Origin of the sequence: Luedemannella flava (assembly GCF_039528515.1) — a bacterium.
Lineage (GTDB): Bacteria > Actinomycetota > Actinomycetes > Mycobacteriales > Micromonosporaceae > Luedemannella > Luedemannella flava.
This window is the reverse complement of the sequence record NZ_BAAALT010000014.1, coordinates 54,217-76,891: the sequence shown is the minus strand read 5'-3', so window position 1 is coordinate 76,891 and position 22,675 is coordinate 54,217. Positions and strand designations below refer to the sequence as shown.

At 71.2% G+C, this 22,675-nt stretch carries 23 protein-coding genes and 1 tRNA gene; 18 read left to right on the top strand and 6 right to left on the bottom strand.

Annotation, left to right across the window (positions count from 1 at the left end; all coding sequences use genetic code 11):
* Positions 1-103 precede the first annotated feature (103 nt).
* The 3 genes from ABD211_RS04055 to ABD211_RS04045 all read right to left on the bottom strand — a co-directional run bounded on the left by ABD211_RS04055 (position 104) and on the right by ABD211_RS04045 (position 1,149).
* Positions 104-262, bottom strand: a complete 159-nt coding sequence (locus tag ABD211_RS04055) for a hypothetical protein (RefSeq protein ID WP_344126321.1) — start codon at positions 260-262, stop codon at positions 104-106.
* A gap of 188 nt (positions 263-450) precedes the next feature.
* Positions 451-521, bottom strand: a tRNA-Gly gene (locus tag ABD211_RS04050).
* Between the two features lie 73 nt (positions 522-594).
* Positions 595-1,149 (bottom strand): pyridoxamine 5'-phosphate oxidase family protein, encoded by a 555-nt coding sequence (locus ABD211_RS04045; protein ID WP_344126319.1) that lies wholly within the window; start codon positions 1,147-1,149, stop codon positions 595-597.
* 153 nt (positions 1,150-1,302) lie between these two features.
* Here ABD211_RS04045 and dcd point away from each other — a divergent pair, with 153 nt between their 5' ends.
* The 4 genes from dcd (at position 1,303) to corA (ending at position 5,979) form a co-directional block, all read left to right on the top strand.
* Positions 1,303-1,890: a dCTP deaminase gene (gene dcd, locus ABD211_RS04040; RefSeq protein WP_344126374.1), complete on the top strand. Its 588-nt coding sequence runs from the start codon at positions 1,303-1,305 to the stop codon at positions 1,888-1,890.
* Between the two features lie 624 nt (positions 1,891-2,514).
* The gene (locus ABD211_RS04035; protein ID WP_344126317.1) at positions 2,515-3,621 is read left to right on the top strand and encodes an aminotransferase-like domain-containing protein; all 1,107 of its coding nucleotides are present in this window, start codon (positions 2,515-2,517) and stop codon (positions 3,619-3,621) included.
* Between the two features lie 57 nt (positions 3,622-3,678).
* On the top strand, positions 3,679-4,542 hold the full coding sequence (locus ABD211_RS04030; RefSeq protein WP_344126315.1) for an alpha/beta hydrolase: 864 nt from the start codon (positions 3,679-3,681) through the stop codon (positions 4,540-4,542).
* A 363-nt stretch (positions 4,543-4,905) separates the two neighbouring features.
* The gene (corA, locus tag ABD211_RS04025) at positions 4,906-5,979 is read left to right on the top strand and encodes a magnesium/cobalt transporter CorA (RefSeq protein WP_344126313.1); all 1,074 of its coding nucleotides are present in this window, start codon (positions 4,906-4,908) and stop codon (positions 5,977-5,979) included.
* A gap of 7 nt (positions 5,980-5,986) precedes the next feature.
* Here the strand turns inward: corA and ABD211_RS04020 are convergent, their stop codons facing one another.
* A complete protein-coding gene (locus ABD211_RS04020) occupies positions 5,987-6,607 on the bottom strand; it encodes a hypothetical protein (RefSeq protein ID WP_344126311.1) in 621 nt (206 codons plus the stop codon).
* 73 nt (positions 6,608-6,680) lie between these two features.
* On the opposite strand from ABD211_RS04020, the gene ABD211_RS04015 reads away from it, so the two are divergent.
* Positions 6,681-7,265, top strand: coding sequence for a peptidylprolyl isomerase (locus tag ABD211_RS04015; RefSeq protein ID WP_425560339.1), 585 nt, complete (start codon positions 6,681-6,683; stop codon positions 7,263-7,265).
* Positions 7,266-7,301: 36 nt separating this feature from the next.
* Positions 7,302-8,231: a rhomboid family intramembrane serine protease gene (locus ABD211_RS04010; RefSeq protein ID WP_344126307.1), complete on the top strand. Its 930-nt coding sequence runs from the start codon at positions 7,302-7,304 to the stop codon at positions 8,229-8,231.
* Here the strand turns inward: ABD211_RS04010 and ABD211_RS04005 are convergent.
* Positions 8,221-8,688 carry a PH domain-containing protein gene (locus ABD211_RS04005; protein WP_344126305.1) on the bottom strand — a complete coding sequence of 156 codons (468 nt, stop codon included), beginning with the start codon at positions 8,686-8,688 and terminating at the stop codon, positions 8,221-8,223. The two genes, ABD211_RS04010 and ABD211_RS04005, sit on opposite strands and share 11 nt — an antisense overlap.
* A gap of 83 nt (positions 8,689-8,771) precedes the next feature.
* On the opposite strand from ABD211_RS04005, the gene ABD211_RS04000 reads away from it, so the two are divergent.
* The 9 genes from ABD211_RS04000 to ABD211_RS03960 all read left to right on the top strand — a co-directional run bounded on the left by ABD211_RS04000 (position 8,772) and on the right by ABD211_RS03960 (position 17,419).
* A complete protein-coding gene (locus ABD211_RS04000) occupies positions 8,772-9,272 on the top strand; it encodes a hypothetical protein (RefSeq protein ID WP_344126303.1) in 501 nt (166 codons plus the stop codon).
* Positions 9,273-9,323: 51 nt separating this feature from the next.
* Positions 9,324-10,010: a response regulator transcription factor gene (locus ABD211_RS03995; protein WP_344126301.1), complete on the top strand. Its 687-nt coding sequence runs from the start codon at positions 9,324-9,326 to the stop codon at positions 10,008-10,010.
* 70 nt (positions 10,011-10,080) lie between these two features.
* A complete protein-coding gene (locus ABD211_RS03990) occupies positions 10,081-11,520 on the top strand; it encodes a sensor histidine kinase (RefSeq protein WP_344126299.1) in 1,440 nt (479 codons plus the stop codon).
* A gap of 69 nt (positions 11,521-11,589) precedes the next feature.
* Complete coding sequence (locus ABD211_RS03985) at positions 11,590-12,192, top strand: hypothetical protein (protein WP_344126297.1); 603 nt, start codon at positions 11,590-11,592, stop codon at positions 12,190-12,192.
* Between the two features lie 228 nt (positions 12,193-12,420).
* Positions 12,421-14,277, top strand: coding sequence for a molecular chaperone DnaK (dnaK, locus tag ABD211_RS03980; protein WP_344126295.1), 1,857 nt, complete (start codon positions 12,421-12,423; stop codon positions 14,275-14,277).
* A gap of 168 nt (positions 14,278-14,445) precedes the next feature.
* Positions 14,446-15,153: a nucleotide exchange factor GrpE gene (grpE, locus tag ABD211_RS03975; RefSeq protein ID WP_344126293.1), complete on the top strand. Its 708-nt coding sequence runs from the start codon at positions 14,446-14,448 to the stop codon at positions 15,151-15,153.
* A gap of 58 nt (positions 15,154-15,211) precedes the next feature.
* Positions 15,212-16,441 (top strand): molecular chaperone DnaJ, encoded by a 1,230-nt coding sequence (gene dnaJ, locus ABD211_RS03970; RefSeq protein WP_344126291.1) that lies wholly within the window; start codon positions 15,212-15,214, stop codon positions 16,439-16,441.
* Positions 16,441-16,866 carry a heat shock protein transcriptional repressor HspR gene (locus tag ABD211_RS03965; protein WP_344126289.1) on the top strand — a complete coding sequence of 142 codons (426 nt, stop codon included), beginning with the start codon at positions 16,441-16,443 and terminating at the stop codon, positions 16,864-16,866. The genes dnaJ and ABD211_RS03965 overlap by 1 nt, the downstream gene beginning before the upstream one ends.
* Before the next feature lie 118 nt (positions 16,867-16,984).
* Entirely contained in the window at positions 16,985-17,419 is a 435-nt protein-coding gene (locus ABD211_RS03960) for a hypothetical protein (protein ID WP_344126287.1), read from the top strand.
* Here ABD211_RS03960 and ABD211_RS03955 read toward each other — a convergent pair.
* Positions 17,416-18,177 (bottom strand): SDR family NAD(P)-dependent oxidoreductase, encoded by a 762-nt coding sequence (locus tag ABD211_RS03955; protein WP_344126285.1) that lies wholly within the window; start codon positions 18,175-18,177, stop codon positions 17,416-17,418. The genes ABD211_RS03960 and ABD211_RS03955 overlap by 4 nt on opposite strands.
* A 138-nt stretch (positions 18,178-18,315) precedes the next feature.
* On the opposite strand from ABD211_RS03955, the gene clpB reads away from it, so the two are divergent.
* The 3 genes from clpB (at position 18,316) to ABD211_RS03940 (ending at position 22,673) form a co-directional block, all read left to right on the top strand.
* Entirely contained in the window at positions 18,316-20,910 is a 2,595-nt protein-coding gene (clpB, locus tag ABD211_RS03950) for an ATP-dependent chaperone ClpB (RefSeq protein WP_344126283.1), read from the top strand.
* 91 nt (positions 20,911-21,001) lie between these two features.
* Complete coding sequence (locus ABD211_RS03945) at positions 21,002-21,700, top strand: hypothetical protein (protein ID WP_344126281.1); 699 nt, start codon at positions 21,002-21,004, stop codon at positions 21,698-21,700.
* 127 nt (positions 21,701-21,827) lie between these two features.
* Entirely contained in the window at positions 21,828-22,673 is an 846-nt protein-coding gene (locus tag ABD211_RS03940) for a hypothetical protein (RefSeq protein ID WP_344126280.1), read from the top strand.
* Positions 22,674-22,675 lie beyond the last annotated feature (2 nt).

Below are 22,675 nucleotides of genomic sequence, written 5' to 3'. Positions count from 1 at the left end.
TCCCGACCGGCTCACCCGTTTCCCCGGCCAGCGAATCCTGGGACGAAACCACGATATGGCGCGGGCTTCGTCCCAAGATCAATGTGGAGCCCGGTTGGGGTTGTCAGCGTTGGCGGGCACGCCGACGGTGGCGCCAGACGAGCACCAGACTGGCGACGATGCCGGCGGCCGCGGCCAGCAGGGTCCAGTCGCTCGCAGCGGCGGTCTCCGGGATGGGCAGGCTAGCCACAGGTCGCTTGTCTGCCTCGTTGTCCGTTTCCATGAAGTCCACCGTAGCCATGCGGCGCCAGCGGCTTTGGCGGGTTTTGTGGCGGGGCATGTGGACAGAGTGGACGAAGGCGCTGCGGGAGCAGGCTGTAGGGCGACCTTTCGTCCCAAGGTTGATGCCCAATTGATCAATGCGGGGCTGAGTAGCGGAAAGCCCTGGCCGGGGCCAGGGCTTTCGTGAAGAGCGGGTGACGAGAATCGAACTCGCACTGTCAGCTTGGGAAGCTGATGTTCTGCCATTGAACTACACCCGCGGGCGGGACCACTCTACCCGAGTGGGGCCGGAAGGTGCACGTCGGTTCTTGTCGCGTCGGGGTGACCGGCGGGTCAGGTGAGGCGGGCCAGGGGCGGGGCGGTCGTCACGAAGGTCGGCGGGATGGTGACCGTGAGAACGCCTTGGGGTTCGGCGCGGGCCGTGGACGGCTCGCGGGCCGCGCCGGGGGCGTGCCAGACGGAGTGGGTCGGGGTGCGGGTCGAGCCGAGGTGGCGGGTCACCATGGCCACTTCGATGTCCAGCTCGAAGAGGCGCCAGTCGACCCGGAGCGCGGCTCGGGACGCGGCGGCCACACGGTGACGACGGACCGGGTCGGTGACGGGGTGAGCGCGACCGGAGAGGTAACCCTCCGTGTCGTCGTCCTCCGGCGGGAAGGTGTGCAGGGCATAGCGGCCGTCCCGTTCAAGGTCGCGTCGCTTGGGTGAGGAGAGTAGGAAGCAGAAGAGGCCACCGTCTGTGACGACGGGAGCGACGGGGTGTATGCGCGGGCCACCGTCGGGGCGGACGGTCGCGAGATAGCCGAGCCCCGGCCCGTACTGATGGATCAAGGTTCTTATGTCGGTGGCCAGCCACGGGGCGGCTGCGGCGAACTCGGACCAGAAGACCATGGGATCACTCTATAGAACATGTGTTCTAGATCGGAAGCGCGACACGCGGTGACGCAGCGCGACACGCCGGGGGAATTATGGGACAAATAAGGCGTGGTCCACATGGCGGACACGGCGCAGGTCAGCGAGGCGCGGGTGCCGTACTCTCCAGGGGTGCTGCTCTCCGACCGCGACCTCGTGACCGAGATCAAGAACGGCCAACTCCAGTTGTCGCCGTATGAGTCGGAGCTCGTCCAGCCGTCCAGCATCGACGTGCGGCTCGACCGGTGGTTCCGGACCTTCAACAACCACCTTTATACCCACATCGACCCGGCGCAGCGGCAGGACGACCTGACCAGCCTCGTCGAGGTGCCGGACGGGCAGCCGTTCGTGCTGCACCCGGGCGAGTTCGTGCTCGCCTCCACTTTGGAGGTCGTCACCCTCGGTGACGCCCTGGCCGCGCGGATCGAGGGCAAGTCGAGCCTCGGCCGGCTGGGCCTGCTGACCCACTCGACGGCGGGCTTCATCGACCCCGGCTTCTCGGGGCACGTGACGCTGGAGCTGTCCAACGTCGCGACGCTGCCGATGACGCTCTGGCCGGGCATGAAGATCGGCCAGCTGTGCGTGTTCCGGCTGTCCTCGCCCGCCGAGCACCCCTACGGCTCGGCCGTCTACGGCTCGCGGTACCAGGGCCAACGCGGCCCGACGGCCAGCCGCGCGTGGCAGAACTTCCAGACCTGGCGCACGACTGATTCGGACTGACGCATCAGGTGTTGACGTGCGACGGCCCGGCGCCTGCGTTGGTCGCTGAGGCGTGCTGCGTCTCCGGCTGGCGATCATGACGCTGTTTGGGCGGGAAGATCGGCGTCCGGTGGGCGAAACCGACGTGTGGCCGCGGTCCTCGGCTCGAGACGGGCCGGGGCTTCCCGCTCGGCAGCGCGATCATGAGGCCCGGGGGTGGGTGTCCGCCAAGATCTCGGTCTCCTGTGCGGGAGTGTGGCTGGGCTGCATGCTGGCACAGGAGACGGTGATCTTCACAACCAGCGAGGGGCGGTTTGTCGGTTACGGGGTCGCCGGACTGCCTGTTTGCACCGCGTTCGGCGATCACGGAACGGCGTATGTCGACGCCTTGCGGTCCGACTGCACGTCCGTACCGGAGGTAGTGATCTCCACGCGGCACGGACCACGCCGTGTTAGCCGACGGCCCGGCCCCGGTGACGCGATAAATATCCTCTGTTTCTGGGCCCCATCGGGTGATGTTTGTCGCTGGCCGGCCCGGGTGTCTGTGGAGATCGTCGCGGCAACGCCCCGGACCACGGCAAACCCATGTCACGCGCCGGTAAACCGCGTAAAAGCGCCTGCTGGCGAGCCGATACCCTGTGCGGTATGACCGCAGCTCAGCTGATCTCCTTCGCCCGTGGCGCCCCGTCCCTCGACATCATCGACATCGCCGGCCTGAAGGCCGCCGCCGGCCGCGCGTTCGACGCCGATCCGGCGGGCGTGACCGCGTACGGCCCGGCGACCGGCTACGCGCCGCTGCGGTCGTGGATCGCGAAGCGCTACGGCGTGGGCGAGGACCAGGTGCTGGTGACGAACGGGTCGCTGCAGGCCGACGCGTTCCTGTTCAACCACCTGGTCAGCCCGGGCGACGACGTGATCGTCGAGAGCCCGACGTACGACCGGACGCTGCTGAGCCTCAAGACCATGGGCGCGAAGGTGCACCAGGTCACCGTCGACGAGCACGGCATCGACGTCGAGGAGCTGCGCGGCCTGCTGGAGTCGGGGCTGCGCCCGAAGCTCGCGCACATCATCCCGAACTACCAGAACCCCGCGGGCGTCACCCTCTCGGTGGAGCGGCGGGCCGCGCTCATCACCCTCGCCCGGGAGTACGGGTTCACGATCTTCGAGGACGACCCGTACGCCGAGGTCCGGTTCCGGGGCGAGCCGCTGCCGACGCTGCTGGCCCTCGACGCGGCCGGCGACGGCGAGCCGGTCGTGGTGCACGCGTCGTCGTTCACCAAGACGGTCTGCCCGGGCGTGCGCGTGGGCTACCTCATCGGCGACGCCAAGCTGATCGCCAACATCGCGAAGACCGCGCTGAACCTCTACATCTCGCCGAACATGCTCGCCGAGGCGACGGTGTACCAGTTCTGCGAGGCCGGCGACCTGGAGAAGTCGATCCTCGGGGTGCGCGCCGCGCTGTCGGAGCGGGCCGCCAAGCTCGCCGACGCGCTGCGCACGCACCTGCCGGAGGCCCGGTTCACCGAGCCCGACGGCGGCTACTTCCTCTGGATCGAGCTGGGCGACGACGTGGACGCCGACGCGGTGTTCGCCGCGGCCGCCGAGCGCGGCTGCGCGGTCGTCAAGGGCAGCGACTTCTACCTCGACGGCGGCCGGCACGCGCTGCGGCTGGCGTACTCGGCGGTGACCGTCGACCAGATCGACGAGGGCGTGCGCCGTCTCGCCGAGGCGGTCGCGGCCGTCCGCGGCTGATCGAACGCGTTCGACGCGGCCCGGAACCTCCGGGCCGCGTCGCGACTCGCGGACGGTATGACCGTCCTGAATAGAACCCGCCTGCGCCGCACCGGCGGCGCCGCGATCGTGTGTGCGTTGCTGGCCGGCTGCTCCCCCGGCACGCCGGAGGCCGCGACCCCCACGCCCACGAAGACCTTCTCCTTCGCCCGCAACGCGCCGGACCCGGCCACGCGGTGCCTCAAGTTCCCCGCCGATGCCCGCAAGGTCGTCATCCCGGGTACGGACGGCGTCGAGCTGGCCGGCGCCGAGGTGGGCTCCGGGCCGCGCGGCCTGGTGCTGCTGCACCAGCGCGGCGGTGACGTGTGCGGCTGGACGCCGTACGTCGCCGACCTCGTCAAGGCCGGGCTGCACGTGCTGGCCATCGACTTCCGCTGCTCGGGGCTGAGCGACTGCCCCGACCCGAGCGGCGGGGACCCGTTCTACCTGCCGCTGGACCGGGCGGCCGACGCGGGCGCCGCGGTGGCGTACCTGCGTCAGGCGGGCGCGACGAAGGTGGCCGTGATGGGTGCCTCGATGGGGGCAGCGACGGCGGTGGTGGCCGGCGGCCGGTTCCCCGACCAGGTCGACGCGGTGGTCGGCCTGTCCGTGTTCAGCGTGAGCTGGAACGCGTCGGGCACGACGACGACGGACGTGCGCACGCCCGCTGAGGCGGTGTCGCGGGTCCGGGGGCCGATCCTGCTGGCCGGGGGCGGTCTCGATACCGACGCGCTGCCCCCGGACGTGGCGCGGATGTTCCTCGCCAACGCACCCGCGAAGGAACGCTGCGTAGTCGTGTCGCGACCGGAGAGTGGGGCGCACGGGTGGGATCTGCTCGGCACGGCCCCGGACACCGTCCAGCCGGAGGTCCTCGATTTCCTGGCCGGGGCGCTGAAAACCTGACCGCGCGACCTGTCGCCGACATCGCATTGTCACAACTTCGACACAAGAAGCGTCGCAAGCAGCGACTGCCCTTCCCTTGGGATCGTTGTGTGAACAGAATTCGGCTTAGCGACGCGGCTCACGTGGTGTGACGCGGTCGCGAAGGCTTTGAACCCGCCCCCAAGGGGCGCCGGGTGAGCCGGCCGCACCACCCCCACCCCCGCCGCGGCCGGCTCACCCGGCGCAACATTTCCCGTCTACCCTGCACGCGGGGCCCATCCCGCGCCCCGGTCCGCGATCGCGAGACGTAGGGAGGCGACAGTGGCCGACACCGAGCACGCACAGGGTTCCGCGAGCAATCTCGGCCGGGCTATCGCCGCTCCCATGATGAGGGCCGTGACCAGGATGTTCGCGCCCCCCGAAACGCCCGGACCGAAGCCGGCGCCGTCGAGTGGACGCAGCGCCGTCGTCGACTGCGCGCTCTACGTGAAGGGTCAGCGCCAGCCCGGCGAGTGGGGCTACCGCGACGCGCTCGCGGCCGCGCGCAAGCGCACCGACGCGTTCGTCTGGCTGGGCCTGCACGACCCGGAGGTCGCCGAGCTGACCGACATCGGCGAGGTGTTCGAGCTCGACCAGTTCGCGGTCGAGGACATCCTGCACCGCGCCCACCAGCGACCCAAGATCGAGCAGTACGGGGACATGATCTTCACCGTGCTGCGCACGGCGCGGTACGTGGAGCACGAGAGCCTGACCGAGGCCACCGAGGTTGTCGAGACCGGCCACGTGATGATGTTCATGGGCGAGCAGTTCGTGATCACCGTCCGGCTCGGTGAGGCGACGAAGCTGGCGCCCGTGCGCGCGGAGCTGGAGGCCCGCCCGGACCTGCTCGCGCTCGGCCCGTGGTCGGTGGTGTACGCGATCGCCGACTGCGTCGTGGACTCCTACCTCGACGTGGCCAACATGATCGAGGCGGACATCGACGAGGTCGAGACCAGCGTCTTCGACCGCAACGCGCACGAGCGCATCGCCCGCATCTACCACCTCAAGCGCGAGATGGTGGAGTTCAAGCGCGCCGTCCTGCCCCTGCAGCGCCCGCTCGCCTCGCTGATCGACGGGCGCCTCGGCGTGGTGTCCAAGGAGATCCGTCGCTACTTCCGCGACGTCAACGACCACCTGCTCAAGGTGGTCGAGCAGGTGACCTCCTTCGACGACCTGCTGAACTCGATCCTGCAGGCGCGCCTGGCGCAGGTTACCGTCGACCAGAACAACGACATGCGGAAGATCGCCTCATGGGCCGCGATCGCGGCCATGCAGACCGCGATCGCTGGCGTATACGGCATGAACTTCGATTTCATGCCCGAAACGGATTGGCAGTTCGGCTATCCCGTCGTGCTCGCCGTCATGCTCGGCGGCGCGATCGCGCTCTACCGCCTGTTCCGGCGGTCCGGCTGGCTGTAGGGCGTACTCAGGGCATCTGTTCCTGATTGCCGGCCCGGGCGACCATGTCGTCGGCGGTCTCGTTCTCGTCGGCGAACGCCGAGTACGACGGCTCGCCGGCCTTCTCGCGCAGCGAGTCGGCGAGGCGGCCGGCCTGGTTCGAGACGCCGTCGGCGACCGACGCGGCGCCGGTGGCCATCCTGCGGGTCGCGGCCGACACCATGCCGTGCGTGTCGCCCGTCTCGGCCTCCAGCGAGCTGCTCGGCTCGAACTCGTCCCATTCCTGGGCCGCCCGGCGGCGACGCATGACCAGGGCGCCGAGCGCGCCGATCGCGATCCCCGCCGCGAGCAGCACCAGCAGTGTCGGCATGACGTTGCGGTCGGTGTCCCTGGACATCTTCTTCTCCGCCATGCCGCGGGCGTTTCTCGCCCCGTCCTTCATCGTTTCGTACACCGGGATGACGACGGCCACGCCCTGTTTCCAGCGGCGTGACGCCATGTCCCTGGTCTTGTCGTACGCGGGTGTCATGAACTCGGCAGCGCCGCCCGGAGCGTGGGAGGCGGCGGCCTTAAAGTGGTCGTACGACTCTCCGAGCTCTTCGCGGAACAGATCGCTGTGCGACTTGACGATGGCTCTGCGGTTGAACACGTGTCCCACCTCCCGAAGTGGCGTCGATCCCATCCTGAACCTTCGGACACCCCGGCACTACCAGAATGGGCGAATGGCAGGATCATCGGGAGAAGTCGAACTACAAGGAGTAACTGTGGGCGAGGCGATCTTCGCGACCCTGTACACCTCTGCGGGGCCGATCCGGCTGGAACTCTTCCCAAACCACGCGCCCAAGACCGTGGGCAACTTCGTGGGCCTGGCCGAGGGCACCCAGCCGTACACCGACCCGCGCACCGGCGCACCGGGGTCGGGGCCGTACTACGACGGCACGATCATGCACCGGGTCATTCCGGGCTTCATGATCCAGATGGGCGACCCGACCGGCACCGGCCGGGGCGGCCCGGGCTACAACTTCAACGACGAGACCCACCCCGAGCTGCACTTCGACCGGCCGTACCTGCTGGCCATGGCGAACGCCGGCAAGCGGCCCGACGGCAGTGGCACGAACGGGTCCCAGTTCTTCATCACGGTCGAGCCGACGGGTTGGCTCAACTTCAAGCACACGATCTTCGGTGAGGTCGCCGACGACGAGTCGCGGCGCGTCGTGGACGCGATCGCGAACACCCCGACGGGCCCGGGCGACAAGCCGGTCCGCGACGTGGTGATCGAGCGCGTCGAGATCGAGCGCAAGCAGTAGGCCGGGCGCTGGGCGGGGCCAGCTAGTCTTGCGGCCATGACGCAGGTCCCGCCCCCGGTCGCCGCCCCGGTCTGCTACCGCCATCCCGGACGCGAGACATACGTCCGGTGCGTGCGGTGCGACCGGCCGATCTGCCCCGACTGCATGAACGAGGCGTCGGTCGGCTTCCAGTGCCCCGAGTGCGTGGCCGAGGGCCGCCGCACCCAGCGCCCGGCGCGCACCGCCTTCGGCGGCAGCGGCGTCGGCGAGGAGGGGTACGTCACCAAGACGCTCGTCGCGCTCAACGTGCTGATGGCCCTGCTGTCGATCGCCTCGGCCGGCGGCCTCGGACAGTACCTGGGCAACGGCCTGCTCGGCGGGAGCACGAAGCTGACCCTGTGGGGCGCCGTGCACGGCCTCGACATCTACCGGTACGGCGAGGGCGGCCCCGTGGCGTACACGGTGCCGGCGGGCGTCGCGGACGGCGACTTCTACCGGCTGTTCACCGCCATGTTCCTGCACTACGGCATCGTGCACCTGCTGCTGAACATGTGGGCCCTGTGGATCTTCGGACGGGCCCTGGAGGCCGCGCTCGGGCCGCTACGGTTCCTGGCCCTCTACCTGCTCGCCGGCCTGGGCGGCAACGTCGCGGCGTACGTGTTCTCGCCGGAGGCGTACAGCGCGGGCGCGTCGACCGCGATCTACGGCCTCTTCGGGGCGCTGTTCGTGGTGCTCAAGCGGCTCCGCCGGGACACCTCGTCGCTCATTCCGATCATCGTGATCAACCTGATCTTCACGTTCACGGCGGCGGGCACCATCTCGGTGGCCGGCCACATCGGCGGCCTCGTCGTGGGCACGCTGGTCGCGTTCGCGCTGGCGTACGCGCCCCGGGAGAAACGGACCCTGCTGCAGGTCGCGGCCATCGGCGCGACCACGTTGCTGCTGGCCGCGCTGACCGTCGTGCAGACGGTGGCGCTCAACTCCTGAGGCGGGCGAGCACGGCCGCCACGTCGGACGGCCGCGCGCCCAGGTCGCGCGGGCTGAACAGGAACAGGTCCTCGTCGGCGTCGATCTCCAGCGTCTGCGTCTCGCGGCCCCAACGGGTGCGCTCGTCGACGCGGACGCGGTCGATCTCGGACCAGGCGAGCCGCCGCCGGCGGGCGTACCCGTGCACGACCTCCAGGCCCTCCCGGTCCGCCCGCAGGCGCACGGGCACGATCAGGTCGCGGACCGCGTAGGCGAGGAAGGCCACCGCGAGTACGTCGCAGATCAGCCAGCCGGCGGGCCGGCCGGAGAGCCAGCCGGCGAGGATCAGGGCGACCGCCAGGCCGGCCATGAAGAGGGTGTGCCGCAGCGGCACGCGGTAGGCCACGTCGGTGACGGGCGTGGGCTCCGGCTCGGGCGGCGGTGGGACATCGTCCGGATATGGGTCGCGGATGCGCACCTGTCCAGGATCGCACCGGCACGTCCGGCGCGGCGCGCCGGGAGTCTCGCGACGGGGCGGCCGGCCCTGTCGTTGGGAAAAATATGGACGTTGGGCATGACATAGACGAGTTTTCCCGTACGTTCCTCCCGCTGGCCGCGCAGGCCGGCATCCCTACCCAGATGATCAACCGTCACCTGCCGGAGTTGCGCCAGCACGTGGCCGGTACGGACACCGTGGTCCTGGTGGCGCAGTGTCTGAGACCGGAGAAGCCCGCGGCCGGGCCGCACCTGTTCCTGCTCACCCGTACGCATCTCGTGGTGACGGGTGAGTCCCGGCTGCGCCGCAGCCCGCGCCTGCACCTGCGGGCCCGGGTCGACGACCTGGAGGCCGTGACCTGGCAGGCAGACCCCGCCGGAGCGTCCGTCGACGTGGCGGTGACCTGCGCGGACGGCCGCCAGCGGTTCTGGATCCGGACCGTGTACCCCCGCCAGCTGTGGCGGTTCGACGCGGCCCTGGAGAAGGTCTTCCGCGCGTCAGCGGACGCGGCGCGTCGCCGGTCCCTCTTCGCACCCCGGGGTACGCCCAGGGTGGCCCGAACCTGATCCTTACGTTGCCGGTGTTGCCCTGAGCCCGGGAATCCGCATCATGGTGCGGTGACCGAGAAAGGGCTGGTCCTCGTCGTGGACGACGAGCGGCCCATCGCGGACCTGGTGCGCCTGTACCTGAGCCGCGAGGGCTTCGGCGTCCATGTCGAGCACGACGGGCTGGGTGGTCTCGCAGCCGCGCAGCGGCTGCGGCCGGTGGCCTGCGTGCTCGACATCGGCCTGCCCGGCCTCGACGGCACGGAGGTGTGCCGGCGGCTGCGCGACGCCGGCGACTGGACGCCGATCATCTTCCTCACGGCCCGCGACGACGAGGTCGACCGCATCGTGGGGTTGGAGCTCGGCGGCGACGATTACGTGACCAAGCCGTTCAGCCCGCGCGAGCTGGTGGCGCGGGTCAAGGCGCTGCTGCGCCGGGGGCTGCTGACGTCGTCGCCGGTCCTGCGGGTCGGCGCCGTGTCGCTCGATCCGGCCCGGCGTCGGGTCCTGGTCTCGGGCGAGTCGGTGTCGTTGACGTCCACCGAGTTCGACCTGCTGGCGCGCCTCATGGGCCGGCCCGGGCGGGTGTTCACCCGCGAGGAGCTGCTCGCCTCCGTCTGGGGCTACGCCGCCCACGCCGGGACGAGGACCGTGGACGTGCACGTGGCGCAGGTGCGCGGCAAGCTCGGCGACGCGGCCCGCGACGTGATCCGGACCGTGCGCGGGGTGGGCTACACGGCGGACGACGGTGCGCCGTGAGCGAGCGTCAGCGAGCGAACCATCAGCGCGGTCGAACACGTCGGCACCGCAGCGCAGCGGAGGTGGCGGCGTGACGGGCGGCCTGACCGCGCGGGTCACGCTGCTGACCTGCGCGGTCGCCCTCGTCTCGGTCCTGATCACGGCGCTCGTCGCGCTGCCGCTGGCGGTGCGCGCCGCCAACGAGGAGTCGCGCGCCTCCCTCGCCGGCAAGGCGCAGGTCGCCGCCGACTCGATCGAGCGCCCGGACACCCCGGTCGCCACGCTGCTGGAGCGCAAGCGGGCCGAGCGGGTCGCCGCCACCCTGCGGCTGCAGGGCATCGAGACGGTCCTGGTCCTCGGCGGGAAGCCGGACCGCACCGGCCTGCCGGGCCGGGTCCTCAACGCGATCCGCGGCGGCACCGGGTTCAGCGGCAACGGCCGGTACAACACCAGGACGATGATGATCGAGGCGCGGGCCGTGTCGGCCGGGAACGGCATCGTGCTCCTCCAGCCGCGCACCAACGCCGGCGCCGGCGCGGTCATCTCGCGCGTGTGGATCGCCCTCGCGGCGGGACTGCTCGCCGGGATCGGGGCGGGCGTCCTGCTGGCCCGCCTGCTCGCCCGGCCGATCCGCCGGGCCGCGCTGGCCGCCCGCCGGCTGTCCGCCGGCGACCGCAGCCTCCGGCTGCCGGTGGCCCCGCCCGACGAGATCGCCGACCTGGCGCGGGCGCTCAACGACCTCGCCGCCGCCCTGGCCGCGAGCGAGGGGCGGCAGCGGACCTTCCTCATGTCGATCTCCCACGAACTACGCACGCCCCTGACAACCCTGCGGGGGTACGCCGAGGCGCTCGCCGACGGCGTGGTGGGTGCCGACGACGCGCAGCGGACCGGGGAGACCATGCTCGCCGAGGCGATCCGGCTCGACCGGCTGGTCGGCGACCTGCTCGTGCTGGCACGGATGGAGGCCGACGACTTCCCGCTGTCGATCGCCCCGGTGGACGTCGCCGAGCTCGTCACGGCGGCCGCGGACGCGTGGCGCGCGCGGTGCGCCGACGTCGGCGTGGAGCTGCGGGTCGCGGTCGGCGCGGCCACGGCCGTGGTGGCGACGGACGCGCTGCGGGTGCGGCAGGTGCTCGACGGGCTGCTGGAGAACGCGCTGCGCGTCGTGCCGCCGGGGGCGCCGATCGTGCTGGGTGTCTCCGGCGGTGCGCCGGCGGCCCTGGACGGACCGACCCTGACGCTGCCGATGGTGGGCGCCGGCATGGTGGCCGACCCGTGGACGGGGCGGCCGCACGTGGTCGTCGAGGTGCGCGACGGCGGGCCCGGCTTCACCGACGACGATCTGGCCGTGGCGTTCGAGCGCGGCGCCCTCTACGAGCGGTACCAGGGAATCCGCAAGGTCGGCAGCGGCCTGGGCCTGGCTCTGGCGGCCCGGCTCGTCGAGCGGCTCGGCGGCCAGATCTCCGTCGGGCACGCGGCCGAGGGCGGGGCCCGGTTCGTGGTCCGGCTCCCTTACGAAGTCCGTACATAGTCTTCACCGGCCTCGTGCCGGCGCCCGGCACAGTCACTGTCGACAACGCGGATACCGGAAGGAAGGCGCGTGATGAAAAGGACCATGGGCGTCGTGGTGCTCCTCGGCGTACTCGGCCTCGGGCTGGTCGGCTGCGGCCGGCTCGCCGCCGATGAAACGGCCCCGGCCAGCGGCGCGGACGCGGTCGACACGACCCTGGTGTCGCTGGAGTCGGAGGCCCTGCTGGCGATGGGCTTCGACCAGGCGGACGTGGACCTGGTGACCGCGGCCGTGGCCAGGGGGCCGGCCACGCCCACAGCGTCGCCGGACGGCGTGAAGGACAAGGGCGGGCGCGACAAGGGCGACGTCGCCGACCGGGGGCACATCATGCGCCTGCGGCTCGCGTTCGGGAAGAAGGCCCTGCACGGCGAGGTCGTCGTCGAGACCAAGAACGGGCCGAAGACGCTCGTCGCCCAGCGCGGTGAGATCACGGCGGTCACCGCCACGACGCTCACCGTGAAGTCGGCCGACGGCTACACCTCGACGTGGACGTTCGCCGAGAAGTACCACTTCTTCCAGCACCGGCGGCTGATCGCGGCGACCGAGCTCAAGGTCGGCATGAAGATCGGGGTCGCGGGCTACAAGAACGGCGACACCCCGATGGCCCGCGCGGTGATCATCCCCAAGGCCTGAGTTCCCCATCAAGGGTGCGGGTCGGCAGCCTGCCGACCCGCACCCTTGCCATGTCCGTGTGTGGTGGGTCATAGGTGCCCTGAGGCGCGGGAATAGCTCCGCCCTCGGATAAGTTGCGCCCAGCAGACTCAAGTCTGATTTGACATGGGGACATGTCGTGGCACTATTGAGCGCGGTCCGCTCAACTTGAAAGTGGATCACCTCATGGACATGCGGAGGAAGACAGTTATGGCACGTGCGGTCGGGATCGACCTGGGCACGACGAACTCAGTGGTGAGCGTGCTCGAGGGTGGTGAGCCCACCGTCATCGCGAACGCCGAGGGCTCCCGCACCACGCCGTCGCTGGTGGCGTTCGCGAAGAACGGCGAGGTCCTCGTCGGCGAGGTCGCCAAGCGTCAGGCCGTCACCAACCCCGACCGGACGATCCGGTCGGTGAAGCGCGAGATGGGCTCGCTGTGGCACGTCGACATCGACGGCAAGAAGTACACGCCGCAGGAGATCTCCGCGCGCGTACTCATGAAGCTCAAGCGTGACGCCGAGGCCTACCTGGGCGAGTCGATCAGCGACGCCGTGATCACCGTGCCGGCGTACTTCAACGACTCCCAGCGTCAGGCCACCAAGGAGGCCGGCGAGATCGCGGGCTTCAACGTCCTGCGGATCGTCAACGAGCCGACCGCCGCCGCGCTGGCGTACGGGCTGGACAAGGGCACCAAGGACCAGACCGTCCTCGTCTTCGACCTGGGCGGCGGCACCTTCGACGTCTCGTTGCTGGACCTGGGCGAGGGTGTCATCGAGGTCAAGGCCACCAGCGGCGACAACCACCTGGGCGGCGACGACTGGGACCAGCGGATCATCGACCACCTGGTGAAGACGTTCCGCGGCCAGCACGGCATCGACCTGGGCCAGGACAAGATGGCCATGCAGCGACTGCGCGAGGCGGCCGAGAAGGCCAAGATCGAGCTGTCGGCGGCCACGACCACCAGCATCAACCTGCCCTACATCACGGGCGGCCCCGAGGGCTCCGGCCCGCTGCACCTCGACGTGACCCTCACGCGTGCCGAGTTCCAGCGCATGACGCAGGACCTCCTCGACCGCTGCAAGGGCCCGTTCGAGCAGGCGATCAAGGACGCCGGCGTGCGGGTGTCCGATGTGGAGCACGTCATCCTCGTCGGCGGCTCGACGCGTATGCCGGCCGTGACCGAGCTGGTCAAGCAGCTGACCGGCCGCGACCCGAACAAGGGCGTCAACCCGGACGAGGTCGTGGCGGTCGGCGCCGCGCTGCAGGCCGGCGTGCTCAAGGGCGAGGTCAAGGACGTCCTCCTGCTCGACGTGACCCCGCTGTCGCTGGGCATCGAGACCAAGGGCGGCATCTTCACCAAGCTCATCGAGCGCAACACGACCATCCCGACGAAGCGTTCCGAGATCTTCACGACGGCCGACGACAACCAGCCGTCCGTGCTGATCCAGGTCTTCCAGGGCGAGCGCGAGATCGCGGCGTACAACAAGAAGCTCGGCACCTTCGAGCTCACCGGCATCGCGCCGGCGCCGCGCAGCGTCCCGCAGATCGAGGTCACCTTCGACATCGACGCCAACGGCATCGTGCACGTGTCCGCCAAGGACCTGGGCACGGGCAAGGAGCAGTCGATGACGATCACCGGCGGCTCGGCGCTGCCGAAGGACGACATCGAGCGCATGATGCGCGACGCGCAGGAGCACGCCGACGAGGACGCCCGCCGCAAGGACGAGGCCGAGACGCGCAACGTGGCCGAGGCGCTGCAGTGGCAGACCGAGAAGTTCCTCGCGGAGAGCGGCGACAAGCTGCCGCAGACCGCCCGGGACGAGGTCAGCGAGGCGCTGTCCGACCTGCGCGGCGCGCTGGGCGGCAGCGATCTGGAGCGCATCAAGACCGCGCACGAGCGCCTCGCGGCGGCGGCGCAGCAGGCGGGCTCGGCGCTCTACGCGCAGAGCGCGCCGAACGCGGCCGGCGGCCCGGACGCCGGTGCGGGTGCCGGCGGCGCCGGCAGGCCCGGTGGCGCGGACGACGTCGTCGACGCCGAGGTCGTCGACGAGGACGACAAGAAGTGACGCTGAGTACGGCCGTGGACGGCGGCCGCCACGCGGTGCGTGGCGGCCGTATCCACAATGGACGGGGGTGATGGCGTGAGCCAGCAGCCCAACCGTCCTGGGGAGAAGGTCGTGATCAAAGATAAGCGCAAGATCAATCCGTTTGGTCGAGCCCGGGTGGGAGGTGCGATGAACGCGCAGGATGGGCAGGATCAGGGCAAGGACCCGGAGGTGGCCGTCGGCGTGGCATCGGTTCCCGATCACAGCAAGGGCCAGCCCGAGCCGGAGCCGCAGGCCGACGATGTCGTCGAGGCGCAGGCGGAGCCGGAGACGGTCGACGAGGACGCCGAGCCGGTCACCGGCGAGCTGCTCCTCGCCGAGGAGGAGCCCGAGGCGGAGGCCGAGCCCGCCCCGACCGGACCCGCGGCGAGGGAGCCGGTCGAGGCGGTGCCCGCGGGCTTCGCGGCCGAGCTGGAGAGCCTGCGGTCCGAGCTCGAGGAGCGCGTCGGCGACCTGCAGCGGGTCTCCGCGGAGTACGCCAACTACCGCCGCCGCGTCGAGCGCGACCGCGCGCTCGTCACGGAGCAGGCCCAGGGCGCCGTGCTCAGCGCGCTGCTGCCCATCCTCGACGATCTGGACCGGGCCCGCGACCACGGCGACCTCGTCGGTCCCTTCGGGACCATGGGCGAGCAGCTCGCCGCGGCCGTGAGCAAGTTCGGGCTCGTCGCGTTCGGCGAGAAGGGCGACCCGTTCGACCCGACGCGGCACGAGGCGGTCGCGCACCGCACCTCGTCCGAGGTGACGGAGCCGACCTGCGTCGACGTCATGCGCCGCGGATACACCCTGGGTGAGCGCCTGTTGCGCCCCGCCCTGGTGGCCGTGGCCGACCCTGAATGATGATGGTGNGGTGCGCGGACGCGTGTCATAGGTCAACGTTTGGCGGAGGAGGTGGGGCGTGAGTTCCAAGGACTGGTTGGAGAAGGACTTCTACGCGGTCCTGGGCGTGTCCAAGACGGCCACCGCCGACGAGATCAAAAAGGCGTACCGGAAGCTGGCGCGGGAGAACCACCCCGACCACAACCCCGGTAACCGTGACGCCGAGGAGCGGTTCAAGTCCGTCTCCGAGGCGTACGACGTGCTCTCCGACAACAACAAGCGCCGCGAGTACGACGAGATGCGCGCCCTGTTCGGCTCGGGTTCGTTCCGCCGCAACGCCCGCGCGGGCGGTGGCGGCCCCGGCGGCACGTTCGACCTCAATGACCTGTTCGGCGGCGCCGCCAGCGGCCCCGGCCACGGCGAGCCCGGCGGCGACCGGCGCTTCGGCGGCGCGGGCTTCACGGACCTGTTCGGCACGATCTTCGGCGGCGGTCCGCGCGCCGGCCGGCGCAGCGGCCCGTCCAAGGGCGCGGACGTCGAGGTGGAGGTCGCGCTCGACTTCGGCGACGCCGTCCACGGCGCCACGCTGCCCGTCACCGTGCGCTCGCCCGGCGTCTGCGACGTCTGCCACGGCAACGGCGCGAAGCCGGGCACCCAGCCGCGCCGCTGCCCCGTCTGCGAGGGCGTCGGCCTGATCACCTCGAACCAGGGCGCGTTCAGCTTCTCCGAGCCGTGCCGGGAATGTCAGGGCGTCGGCAACGTCGTTGACGAGAAGTGCCCCGAGTGCCACGGCACCGGCGGCGTGACCAAGACCCGCACCCTCAACGTGCGCATCCCGCCGGGCGTGTCCGACGGCCAGAAGATCCGGCTGGCCGGCCGGGGCGAGCCGGGCGAGCGCGGCGGCCCTGCCGGCGACCTGCACCTGCTGGTGAAGGTCCGGCCCGACTCGCTGTTCAGCCGCCAGGGCGACGACCTGACCCTGACCGTGCCGGTGACCTACCCCGAGGCGGTGCTGGGCGCCGACCTGCGCGTCCCGACGCTGGACGGCGCGGTGACGCTGCGGGTCCCGCCGGGCACGCCCAACGGTCGCGTCCTGCGGGTGCGCGGGCGCGGCGTGCCGCACCGCGACGGCGGTGCCGGCGACCTGCTGGTCACCATCGAGGTGACGGTGCCCGCGTCGCTGTCCCCGGAGGCCCGCAAGGCGCTGGAGGACTTCGCGCTCTACAGCCCCAAGGCGCCCCGCGGCGCCATCGACGACGCCGTGCACCGGCTCGCGTTCCGCCCCGGGCACGGGAGAGGTGACGTCTGATGCCCGACGAGCAGCACTCCGATGCCAAGATCCTGATCATCTCGGTGGCCGCGCGGATGGCCGGGATGCATCCGCAGACGCTGCGGCAGTACGACCGGCTGGGGTTGCTCCAGCCGGGGCGTGCCAGCGGCGGCGGCCGGCGCTACAGCGCGCGCGACGTGGTGCTGCTCCGCGAGATCCAGCGGCTGAGCCAGGAGGAGGGCGTCAGCCTCGCCGGCATCCGCCGGATCATCGAGCTGGAACAGCTCAACCTGCAGCTGCAGGAGCGCGTCGCGGCGCTGGAGGAGGCGCTGGTGACCGCCCGCGAGGAGCTGGCCCGCGCGCAGAACGCGTACCTGTACCCCCGGACCGACCTGGTGCCCGCCCGCCAGACGCCCACCGCCCTGGTCGTCTGGAAGCCCCGCCGCGCCGGCGCCGACGGCTGATCACGATTCGGCCAACGGGACATGCCTGGGGGAGGAAGTCCTGCCGACGCACTTCCCATTGACGGTGGCCGGCGGATACGTTTGATATGCCCCAGGCCCCTGGCAGGAGTAGCCCCTCGTGTCCGTGCAAGAAAACGCCTTCACCGGCTTCGCGAACCCGGTCGACCCGACCCCCGCGGAGCTGCGTTCCTGGGCGTACCAGCCGGACTCGGTGAGCCTTTCGGCGATGCCGACCGACTGGGACCTGCTCGTCTCCGGCGACCAGCTGATCGGCACGCTGGCCGACCTGGCGCTCGACCCGCGCTGCCCGGCCCGGCGCTTCGCGCTGCACTGCCTCTACATCTACGCGGCCGACACGGTCCGGACGAACTTCCGGGCGCACCCGAAGCGGCGGCTGCGCAAGCTGGTCGAGCAGGCCGAGTCGCGGGGCGACGACGTCAACCGCCAGTGGGCGTACAACACCCGCATGCTGATCGCGCGGCCGGAGCTGTTCAACTACCACGACTGGTGCGAGGGCGGCCTGGTCCGCAACCCGAGGAAACTGGGCGCTTAGGACTGGATCGCCCCGCCGTCCACGTTGATGCCCTGGCCGGTGACGCCCGGGTTGGCCACGCAGAACCACACCGCGTCCGCGACCTCCTCCGACGTGATGAGCCGGCCGATCGGCTGACGGTCGGCGAGCAGCCGGCGGGCCTGCTCGGGCGTGCGGCCCGTCCGGTTCGCGATCATCGCGACGGTGTCGGTGGTCATCGGGGTGTCGACGTAGGCCGGGCAGACCGCGTTGACCGTCACGCCGGTGCGCGCCAGCTCGGCCGCCGCCGACCGGACGAGGCCGAGCACGCCGTGCTTGGCGGCTGTGTACGCCGCGATGTAGGGCTCGCCGCGCTTGGACGCGACGGACGCGACCACGACGATCCGGCCGTACCCGGCGTCGACCATGGCGGGCACGGCCCGGCGGATGCACCGGAACGGCGCCGTCAGGTTCAGGTCGAGCATGCGCTGCCAGTCGAGGTCGGTGATGCGCGCGATGGGCGCGGAGTTCCCCGCCCCGGCGTTGGCGACCAGGATCTCGACCGGCCCGTACTCCGCCTCGACCATGGCGTACACGTCGTCGACCGAGCCCTGGGCGGTGAGGTCGGCGGGAACGACGATGGCCGGGCCGTCGCAGAGCTTCGCGGTCTCGTCCAGTTCGTCGCGGTTGCGCGCGGTCAGCGCGACGCGGTGGCCCTCGGCGGCGAGCCGCAGGGCGATGGCGCGGCCGATGCCGCGACCGGCCCCCGTGATGAGACAGGTCCGGGCGATGTCCGACATGAAATGAGGGTATGCGTGAATCACGCACCCGGGAAAGCTGTGATTGAGGACGATGTCCGAGGGGAATGCGCCGTAGCGGCCAAGAGTTGAGTCAAGTACGCTCAACTTTGGCCCACGAACGAACCCATTGAGGGAGACATGAACGTCGAGCGACTGACCACGAAGAGCCGCGAGGTCATCACGGCCGCCGTGAGCACCGCCGGGCAGCACGGGCACGCCATGGTCGAACCGTGGCACCTGCTGCTGGCGCTCCTCGACACCGGCGGTTCGACGTCGACCGCGCTGCTGCGCGCCGTCGGTGCCAACCCCGCCGACATCCGCCGCGCCGCGGTGCGCGCCGTGGAGACGCTGCCGAGCGCGAGCGGCGCCAGCGTCGCGGAGCCGTCGCTGTCGCGCGAGCTGGTCAACGCGCTCAACGCCGGCGAGCAGATCGCCCGCCCCATCGGCGACGAGTACGTCTCGACCGAGCACCTCCTCGCCGGCCTCGCCCAGGTCGGCGGCGCGGTCTCCAAGCTGCTCACCGGCGCGGGCGCCACCGAGAAGGCCCTGGTCGCCGCGTTCCCCACCGTCCGCGGGGGCGACCGCCGCATCACCACCGCCGACCCGGAGCAGACCTTCAAGGCCCTCGAGAAGTACGGCGTGGACCTCACCGCCCGGGCCCGCGAGGGCAAGATGGACCCCGTCATCGGCCGCGACGCCGAGATCCGCCGCGTCGTGCAGGTGCTGTCCCGGCGCACCAAGAACAACCCCGTGCTCATCGGCGAGCCCGGCGTCGGCAAGACCGCCATCGTCGAGGGCCTCGCCCAGCGCATCGTCGCCGGCGACGTGCCCGAGTCGCTGCGCGGCAAGAAGCTGGTCAGCCTCGACCTCGGCGCGATGGTCGCCGGCGCGCAGTACCGGGGCCAGTTCGAGGAGCGGCTCAAGAGCGTGCTGGAGGAGATCCAGGGCAGCGACGGGCAGGTCGTCACGTTCATCGACGAGCTGCACACCGTCGTCGGCGCCGGCAAGGGCGAGGGCTCGATGGACGCCGGCAACATGCTCAAGCCGATGCTGGCCCGCGGCGAGCTGCGCATGGTGGGCGCGACCACGCTCGACGAATACCGGGAGCACATCGAGAAGGACCCCGCGCTCGAGCGCCGCTTCCAGCCCGTACTCGTGGGTGAGCCCACGGTGACCGACACGATCGGCATCCTGCGCGGCCTGAAGGAGCGCTACGAGGTCCACCACGGCGTGCGGATCACCGACGCCGCGCTGGTGGCCGCCGCGACCCTGTCGGACCGCTACATCGCGGACCGGTTCCTGCCGGACAAGGCGATCGACCTGGTGGACGAGGCCGCCTCCCGGCTGCGTATGGAGATCGACTCGCGGCCGGTGGAGGTCGACGAGATCGAACGGGCCGTGCAGCGCCTGGAGATCGAGGAGATGGCGCTGGCCAAGGAGCACGACCCGGCCTCCGCCGAGCGGCTCGTGGCGCTGCGCAAGGAGCTGGCCGACCGGCGTGAGCACCTGGCCGCGCTGGGCGACCGGTGGCGCACCGAGAAGGACCACATCGCCAAGATCTCGGCCGTGAAGGAGCAGCTCGAAGGGCTGCGCCGCGAGGCGGAGCGGGCCGAACGCGACGCCGACCTGGGCAAGGCCTCGGAGCTGCGCTACGGCCGCATCCCCGAGCTGGAGCGTCAGCTCGGCGCGGCCGAGCAGGAGCTCGCGACCCTGCAGGGCCGCGAGGGCGCCATGCTCAAGGAGGAGGTCGGCCCGGACGACGTGGCGGAGGTCGTGGGCAGCTGGACGGGCATCCCGGCCGGCCGCCTGCTGGAGGGTGAGACGGCCAAACTGCTGCGCATGGAGGAGTCCCTCGGCGAGCGCGTGGTCGGCCAGCCCGAGGCGGTCGCGGCCGTGTCCGACGCGGTGCGCCGGGTGCGCGCCGGCATCGCCGACCCCAACCGGCCGACCGGCTCGTTCCTGTTCCTCGGGCCGACCGGCGTCGGCAAGACCGAGCTGGCCAAGGCGCTCGCGGAGTTCCTCTTCGACGACGAGCGCGCCATGGTCCGCATCGACATGAGCGAGTACGGCGAGAAGCACAGCGTCGCGCGCCTGGTCGGCGCCCCGCCCGGTTACGTCGGCTACGAGGAGGGCGGCCAGCTGACCGAGGCGGTGCGCCGTAGGCCCTACTCGGTGGTGCTGCTCGACGAGGTCGAGAAGGCGCACCCGGAGGTCTTCGACGTGCTCCTGCAGGTGCTCGACGACGGCCGGCTCACCGACGGCCAGGGCCGCACGGTCGACTTCCGCAGCGCCATCCTGATCCTCACGTCGAACCTCGGCTCGCACGCGATCGCCGACCCGACGCTGTCGGACGAGCAGCGCCGCGACGCGGTCATGGCGACCGTGCGCTCGGCGTTCAAGCCGGAGTTCCTCAACCGGCTCGACGACATCGTGGTGTTCCACGCCCTGTCGCTCGGCGAGCTGGCCTCCATCGTGGATATCCAGCTGAACGCGCTGCGCCAGCGGCTCGCCGGCCGGCGCCTGGGCCTGGAGGTCACCGAGTCGGCCCGGTCCTGGCTGGCCAGCCACGGCTACGACCCGATCTACGGGGCGCGGCCGCTGCGTCGGCTCATCCAGACCGCGATCGGCGACCGGTTGGCCAAGGCCCTGCTGGCCGGGGAGATCCGCGACGGCGACAAGGTCCACGTCGACCGTGCGCCCGGTGCGGACGTGCTCACGGTCGGCGCGGCCTAGGATTAGCCCCGGTGCGGTCCACGTGGGAGGGGATCGCACCGGGTGACCGCCCACGGTACGGTGGGGCCCCACAGTGCAGGGAAGGATGTTGATGGCTTACTCGGTGCAGGAACAGAAGCCCCGTCCCACGGTGGTGACCGCCGCGGTCGGGTTGCTGTACGCCACGGCCGGCATCCTGCTCGTGCTGGCCGTGGCCGGCATCAGCATCTCCGGCTCGATGAAGGCGGCGTACGAGGAGGCCTACCGGGGCACTGACGCCGCGAGCTCCAGCGACGTGGTCGCGATCGCCTCCACCTGGGGCACGGCCGTGGTCTACATCCTCTTCGCCGTGGGGCTCGCGGTCCTCGCGATGTTCGTCGGCAGGGGCAAGCAGCCTGCCCGCATCACCACCTGGGTCGTGACCGGCCTCGTGGCGCTCTGCTGCGGCTGTGGTGGCATCCTGGGCGCGGCGTCCGGCAGCGCGATGGACAGCCTCACCCAGAACATGGAGGCGGCGCCGGGTCAGCCGGACCCGACCAAGGTGACCAAGATCATCGAAGCGCACATGCCGTCGTGGTACACGCCGGTCACCACGGTGCTGGTGATCATCATGACGCTCACCTCCATTGCGGTGATCATCCTGCTGGCCCTGCCGGCCGCGAACCCGTTCTTCCGCAAGGAGCCCGAGGTCTGGGTGCCCCCGACGACGTGGCCTCCGGCACCCGGCACGCCGGGCGCTCCTGGCCTCCCGGGCTACCCGGGCACCCCCGGCGCTGACCCCAACCAGCCGCCCGCTCCGCCGCAGGCCTGATCACGCGATCCCGGACCGCCGGCGGCGGTCCGGGATTCCATCCGGCAGTCCCGTCGATATCGGTCGAAACGCCGCTAGACAGCGGTAAGTTTCGAATATTGGCCGAATTGACCGGAGGTTCCCGCAGATGGCCGACCAACTGCCGTACCCGCTCGTGCCGGCGCCCGCGCGCCGGCCGGCGTCGGTCACCCTGGCCGGGGTCATCATGCTGGTCGGCGCGGCGTTCGGCCTCGCCAACGGCATCACGATGATCGCGGGGGCGAACGCGATCGCCAGCGACTTCGAGCGCAACGCCGTGGGCAGCGAGCTGCCGATGGCGACCGTCAGGGAGATCGGCGACGCGGTGCGCGGTCTGCTGGTCGGCGGCGGCATCACGCTGAGCCTCCTGGCGATCGCCGTCGGCCTCCTCGCGATCGGCGTCATCAAGGGCAGCAATCTCGCCCGGATCGTCACCTGGGTGCTGATCGCCCTGTCCCTGTGCTGCGGGGGGTTCAGCGCGGTGTCCAACGCCGTCGGGTTGCGCGGCGGCGACCTGGCCACCGGCAGCTCGGACACCCTCAGCGCGTCCCAGGTGCACGAGCTCGCCCGCGCGTTGGAGGAGTCGACGCCGGACTGGCTCGTCGCGACGAGCGGCCTGGGGTGCCTGCAGATCCTCGGCTACATCGTCGTCGCGGTGCTGCTCGCGCTGCCCGCGGCCAACAGGTACTTCCGCAAGCCGCCCATGCCGTGGCAACCTCCGGTGGGCAGCCCGCCGCCGCCACCGCCGGGCGGGTGGCCGCCCGCGAACCAACCACCGGGCGGCTGGCCGCCCACCGATCAACCACCGGGCGGCTGGCCGCCCGGCAACCAGCCGCCGCCGAGCGCCTGGCCGCCGGTCAACCCGCCGCCGCAGACCGGCTGGCCCCCGGCGAGCCCACCGCAACCGGGCGGCTGGCCCGAACCGCCGCAGGATCCACGTACTCCCATGGGGTGAAT